Origin of the sequence: Fibrobacter sp. UWB1, from assembly GCF_002210325.1 — a bacterium.
GTDB lineage: Bacteria > Fibrobacterota > Fibrobacteria > Fibrobacterales > Fibrobacteraceae > Fibrobacter.
Genome location: NZ_MWQL01000018.1, coordinates 70,974 through 77,165, shown reverse-complemented (window position 1 = coordinate 77,165; position 6,192 = coordinate 70,974). Strand labels below are relative to the sequence as shown.

Here is a 6,192-nt window from a genome sequence, read left to right as displayed (position 1 = left end):
CTATTGTCGGAGCGAAGGACGAACAACGACTCGCTTTTCCTTTTGGAGTTCTCATACCTCGTTGTTCGTATATAGAATGCCGAGCGGAGGCAATAGACCGATAGTCTATTGTCGGAGCGAAGGACGAACAACGACTTGCTTTTCCTTTTGGAGTTCTCATACCTCGTTGTTCGTATATATAAAGAAGGCGTGCCGAAGCACGCCTTCTCCCAATCTGCCTCCTAACCGATCCTCCTTAACCCCCAAATTCTCTATTCGTCCTTGATGCAGCGGACAAAGCCATAGCCAGGCAAGTCGTAACCGAGCACTAGCGCTTCAAAATACATATTGGCCCCATTCCTACGGCTAGAAGTTTGAGTTGCAAGAGCTCCCACGACATCGCCCGCGGCATTTTCACGGATTTCTTCAGGCGTCACCGCAGGTTCAAACAGATACTCCCCCACACCCTTAACACCAACCTTAAATAGACCATTTTCACCACGAATGTCAGCCAGAAGATCCAAGCCAAATCCCGTAGGATCTCCATAATTTGCCAACAGCAAGGTCAATGCAGGGCCCTGTCCAAGGCCATCGAGATAACCGAACAAAGTATTCCAGTCTTCATACTTCGGCATGCGCCAACCTTCCGGACACACATCAAAATTTATAGCCTCGAGCGAATCGAGCACCCTGTCCCAAAGCAAATTATCATCATCGTCCCGATAATCGCCATATTCATATATCTCATCACAATCTTCCTCAGCCCTACCTCGCCAATACAACGTATCATCTGACATATTCTCGTTCAAGTATTCAAGTGTTTTAACATCAACACACGATTCTTTAGTCGTGTACTTTCGGTAAGACGAATCCAGACCATACAACGGAGAATACAACCTACCGTATACGGAGCAGTACGACGAATCGTCCCTAAAGCAGCTGGAATATTCCGCAGCATACCTTAAGTTTTCCGCCATCCAGGTCTGCGAAGTTCCACCCAAATCAATAGTCACCGTTTTATATTCCTCGCCATCGCGAGAATCAACCATCGTCCCAAACGTATGTGCAATATTCAACCGGCTCGTTTTGCGATATGCAAATTCCCAAGAACCGGACACGCACTTCAGTTCAATGAGTTCTCCCTGCAAATCGGCAAACGCCCCCTCGTTTTCAGAAGAGCATTGTCCCACACCGAAAACGCCTGCCAACAGGTTCGCATAATAAGCCTTAAATTGCATGCACTCCTGATAAAAATCCTCATCCCGCATTTCAAAGGCCTTTCGCGAAGTGTTCAACAATCTCCAATAAGGCGCTCTCTCTACCGCATCCGTCAAAGATTTTTTTGAATCCTCCGACAAACCCGCCAACGATCCAGACTCGCCAAGTTCCTCTTTCAAATGCTGTAGCAAATTAAACGGGACCAATTCATTAAACGCCTTGCGCCCCTCGGCCGCAATCGGCAAAGAACCAAAACCTAGCGCATTTGCAATTTCGGCTTCAGCCTGGGCCTTCGCCGCCACAAACGACATTCCAGATTCAGCCAGCTTCCGTATGCGATAGGTCGCCAAATGACTCAATCCATCAATCACAAAGGTATTCGCATCCCGGATATCCACAATCGCACTCAGCGATACTTCATCCGATACAGCTTCCAACAAGACAATCGGACTCCTCAGCGAAACACTATCAAAACTGGCCATTCCGTCGTCACCAGGAACCCTTTCTCCTGTGAGCGGATCTATGACGTCGCCCTTAAAGGACTCCGTAATCGTGGAATCATCCAATGGTTCAAGCGTCACCGTATCCAGTTCCGTCAGAATGATCCGCCCTCCATCGAAGAACACATTCGTCGGAACAGAAACAGAAACATATTCTGACGAACCGGCCTCATTACCTGCCGGCGCATAATAAGCACGCCCTCTCAAAGAGATATTTTCGTACGCGATAACATTCGGCTCTTCTGAAGAGCCTCCCATCTGCGTCCCCGGAGTCGTTTCCACTTTTGAAATGGCATTCCCTTCGTCAGTGGAGCAGGCCGCGAACATCAAGGCGAGCGGCATCGCCATTTTGCAGACAAACTGCATAGCCATTTTTGAGTAATTCATGATATCCTCCTAACCCTTTTTAGAACTCTTGTTTGTCATGGGAAAAAACTGGATGTTCAGGCGGTACACCTCATCCGTTTCGGTTTCCCTCGTAGCAATTTCAATAATGCGCTTGCGGAACGCATTGATTTCAGCGACAATTTCGTCGTAGGCGCCTTGCGTAATGCCAAGCGTCACGCCCGAAAAATGCCTTTCGTTTTGCGGCACGCCCTCGATTGTGTCAAGCGCGAGTTCGCCCATTTGACGGTGCAGGCCGCGAATCACCGCAGGCGTCACTTCCATGGGCCCAGCCGTAATCGACCTGTCCGTCTGAACGTAATTGCCGTTCTCGTCTTTCTGAAGCATGTTCGCCTTCACCAGAAAGTTCAGCGAATCACTCACCTCGGCAGCGGTAATTTTAGGGAGACACGCCTTTGCAAGAGCCAACGGTTTTGCACCCGGCATGGCCGGCGCAAGTTCGCGAAGCACCGGATTTTTCCAGCTGTCAAAGTAGCGGTACGCATCGGCCTCGACGACCTTCGCCTTGCGGCTTTCCGCCATCGCCACCAACTTCTGGAACGATTCCTTTTTCGCCTTGTCCGACTTCGCATGATCGAAGCGAACCAGTTCGCGGAAAAAGTCCAAGTCGCCACCAGACAAGTGCATCGCAGCACCAACGCGCTCGACAGCCGCTTCACTCAAGTTGAAGCGCCCCTCGCTTACGTACTTCAGGTAGACCGGCGAAGTGAACCCCGCCGCAGAAGCGAACTCCGGCCAGGTAAACGCAGATTTCGCCTTCTTGTCGGCGTAGTAGTCCGCGATATACTGGCGGTAACTCGTATATTCAAGTATATCTTTCATTTGTCCTCCTCTTAACCCCCCGAAAGCTCGGCCCAAGTTAAGCACATTTTAAATATAACCAATAAATTTTAAAAAATCAATAGTTTTTACAATAAATTTTTCATTATTTTTCAAAATTTTAAGCATTTTTGAAATTTTGATGTAAAAATTGAAGTTTTTCTACAATAAATCAAATTTATATACTTAACAAACCGGACAGACAACAAACATCTAACCCTTTTGGAGTTTGCTCCCCTCGTTGTTCGTATACAGAATGCCGAGCGGAGGCAATAGACCGACAGCCTATTGTCGGAGCGAAGGACGAACAACGACTCGCTTTTCCTTTTGGAGTTCTCATACCTCGTTGTTCGTATATATTAAAAGGCGGGCTTACGCCCGCCTTCTCGTTCACCTCCTATCCTCCCAACCCCAAATTCGCTATTCGTTCTTGAGGCAACGGACTGAATAAAATGTCGAAGCAAAGTCATAGCGATAGCTTGCAGAAACAAGACATTCGCCATCCACTCTCACAGAACAACCACCCATACTAACAGCCGAAGAATATCCCGATTGTCCATACCCTTTTTCAATATCAGGGACAGCCACAAAACTTGGTTCATATTTTAGCCAATTTTCATCGTCTCTTATCAAGACCAAACTTTTCATATTAAATCCCGTAGCCACTTCATCAGCAAGCGCCGCAAAAGTCACCCCTTGGCCAGTAACGTATTCAAATAAAGTTTTCCAATCCCTTTGATTCGGGAGACGCCATCCGTCAGGACATACGCCTTGATAACTCATGACATTAGACTGGGACAAATAATCCGCATAATTCCATTTCCAATATGCATCGCCTTCGCCAAGCATCGTCAATATACCTTCGGGATAAAGAGATTTACAATATTTCTCACTTTCCCTACGCTTTTCTCCACAATTAGAAGTTTCAATGAATGTGCACTTATTTAAATCTTCAATCATAGATTTACACTTATCATCCAAGAAAACCGTATCACTTTCAGGAAGAGCAAGGAACACCTTCATCGAGTTTCTATCCATATTCATCGCAGCCTGCCATTCATACAAGCGACCATTTACTTCGCAAGCAAATTCATCACCAGCAAGGCAACCAGTATTTTCATGCAAATTAGATTCGTAAAAATTCAAATTTTCAGCCATCCAAGTTTGCGGTTTACCACCAATGTTGTACGTTACCGTTTTGTAGGATTTTCCATCACGATTATCGACCATCGTTCCGCTCGTAAATTCAATACCCTTATATTGCATTTTCCATTTTCCAGAAAGGCAGACAAGTTCATATTCTTTATAGGGGACCGATTCTCCTTCACGCGAGTCCTTACATTGTCCCAATCCTTGATACTCAGCAATAAAACCCGTTTCCAATTCCAAATACGACACAATCTTTTCATACAGAGCTTTATTCTCTTCACTTGAAGAATAAGCCGCACGAGGAATACTCATATACCGCTTAATATAATCTTCAAAGGCCCAAAGAATAGCACTGGTGTCACCCATATAGTACATAATCACATCTTCATGAACGGTAGATATAAACTCCTTAACACGAATAAACTCATCATCACACTCACTTTGCGGTGTTTCAAAAGGCCCAAACTCCTTATATATTCCATGACTTTCAAGTATATCACGTTCAGCCTTTTTCTCTGCCTCAGCAAAAGGCATTCCGGCAGCCACATAACTCCGTAAAACAGGGACTTTCATAAGCGTCAAAACATTTACTTCAATATTTTTAGACACTCGAAGATCCACAATTGCAGTCAACTCAGGAACATAAGTACCAGTAAGACTGTCTGCGCAACTTTCGTTTCCATCAAAAGGAGATCCCCATGGCTGACAATAATCCAAACTATCTGGATTAAAAACACTTATCCGAACATACGGGCTATTGAGTAAGAGATTCTCAAAACCAAAATGGCCATTACTATCCGAAATCGTATCAACAAAAACAAGCCCCGTCATATCCAACGAAATCGAATCCAGTTCACTAACCCTAACAACCGTTCCCGGTTTTACAGATAAAGTATTTGGCAAATCCGTAGAATCCGACATGATCGCCATTCTAGCTGCAGCATCCACTCGACCCGTCAAGGCATAAATTCCCGTTTCTTCTTCGGAAGCGCCACCCGCAACAGACTTGCCATCGGAACACGCGACAAGCGCATTTGTGAGGAATGCCGCGAACATCATGGCGAACGGCATCGCCACACTGTAGATAAACTTTCTGCTCATTTTAACGTTATTCATAGTTTCCTCCTAACCCTTTTTATTTAAGCCCTGTTTGTTCGTCATCGGGAAAAACTGGAGATTCAAGCGATATACTTCGTCCGTCTCGTCTTCCGCGGTGGCAATTTCGATAATCTTCCTGCGGCACGCATCCAGTTCCGCGACAATCTTGTCGTAGGCGTTGCGCGTGATACCCAACGTCACGCCCGAAAAGTGGCGTTCGTTTTGCGGCACGCCCTCGATTGTATCGAGCGCGATTTCACCCATCTGGCGGTGAAGCCCGCGAATGGCGACGGGTGCAGCCTCCATCGGGCCGGTCGTCACGAACTTGTCGGTCTGCACGTAGTTGCCATTAGCATCTTTCAAGAGCAGATTCGCCTTGACAAGAAAGTTCAACGATTCACTGACTTCAGCGGCAGTGACCTTCGGGCGGCACGCTTTTGCCAGCGCCAAGGGCTTTGCACCCGGCATGGCGGGAGCAAGTTCGCGAAGCACCGGATTTTTCCAGCTGTCGAAATAGCGGAACGCGTCACCCTCGATAACCTTGGCGTTGCTCTGCTTTGCAATGGAGAGCATCCTCTCGAAAATTTCCTTCTTTATGTTGTCCGTAACGGCATGGTCAAACTCCACCATCGCGCGAAAATATTCCAGCCGGTTCCCGCTTAGCCCCATGGCCTTTGCCACACGCTCGACGGCATCTTCGCCCAGGTTGAAACGCCCCTCGCTCACGTATTTCAAGTGGACCGACGAGGAGAACCCCGCCATCCTTGCAAACTCCCGCCAGGTAAACGCAGACTTCACCTTCCTTTCGGCGTAAAAGTCCGCGATGTACTGACGGTAGCCCGTATATTCAAAGACATCTTTCATTTTTCCTCCTGACAAAGCCCCGCTTCCGAGGGCTTCACGTTACCAAATATACCTCTTATTCCGCAAAAGTCAACTTGTTTTGCAATACAAAAATTGCGTTTTTACTCAAATTTCGACAGCAATTTAAAAAATCATAAAAAATTTGCATTTTTCTATAATG

4 protein-coding genes are annotated in these 6,192 nt (G+C 46.7%); all 4 read right to left on the bottom strand.

Annotated elements, in window-relative coordinates:
• Positions 1-251 precede the first annotated feature (251 nt).
• The gene (locus tag B7988_RS12510; protein WP_170930656.1) at positions 252-2,069 is read right to left on the bottom strand and encodes an FISUMP domain-containing protein; all 1,818 of its coding nucleotides are present in this window, start codon (positions 2,067-2,069) and stop codon (positions 252-254) included.
• Positions 2,070-2,093: 24 nt separating this feature from the next.
• On the bottom strand, positions 2,094-2,924 hold the full coding sequence (locus B7988_RS12505) for a TIGR02147 family protein (protein WP_088658179.1): 831 nt from the start codon (positions 2,922-2,924) through the stop codon (positions 2,094-2,096).
• A gap of 417 nt (positions 2,925-3,341) precedes the next feature.
• A complete protein-coding gene (locus B7988_RS12500) occupies positions 3,342-5,186 on the bottom strand; it encodes an FISUMP domain-containing protein (protein WP_073323047.1) in 1,845 nt (614 codons plus the stop codon).
• A gap of 9 nt (positions 5,187-5,195) precedes the next feature.
• Positions 5,196-6,032: a TIGR02147 family protein gene (locus tag B7988_RS12495; protein WP_073323045.1), complete on the bottom strand. Its 837-nt coding sequence runs from the start codon at positions 6,030-6,032 to the stop codon at positions 5,196-5,198.
• Between the last annotated feature and the right edge of the window lie 160 nt (positions 6,033-6,192).

Excerpts from the sequence above, each read along its gene's own strand:
- B7988_RS12495 (WP_073323045.1), bottom strand. The coding sequence starts at position 6,032 with ATGAAAGATGTCTTTGAATATACGGGCTACCGTCAGTACATCGCGGAC.
- B7988_RS12500 (WP_073323047.1), bottom strand. The coding sequence starts at position 5,186 with ATGAATAACGTTAAAATGAGCAGAAAGTTTATCTACAGTGTGGCGATG.
- B7988_RS12510 (WP_170930656.1), bottom strand. The coding sequence starts at position 2,069 with ATGGCTATGCAGTTTGTCTGCAAAATGGCGATGCCGCTCGCCTTGATG.
- B7988_RS12505 (WP_088658179.1), bottom strand. The coding sequence starts at position 2,924 with ATGAAAGATATACTTGAATATACGAGTTACCGCCAGTATATCGCGGAC.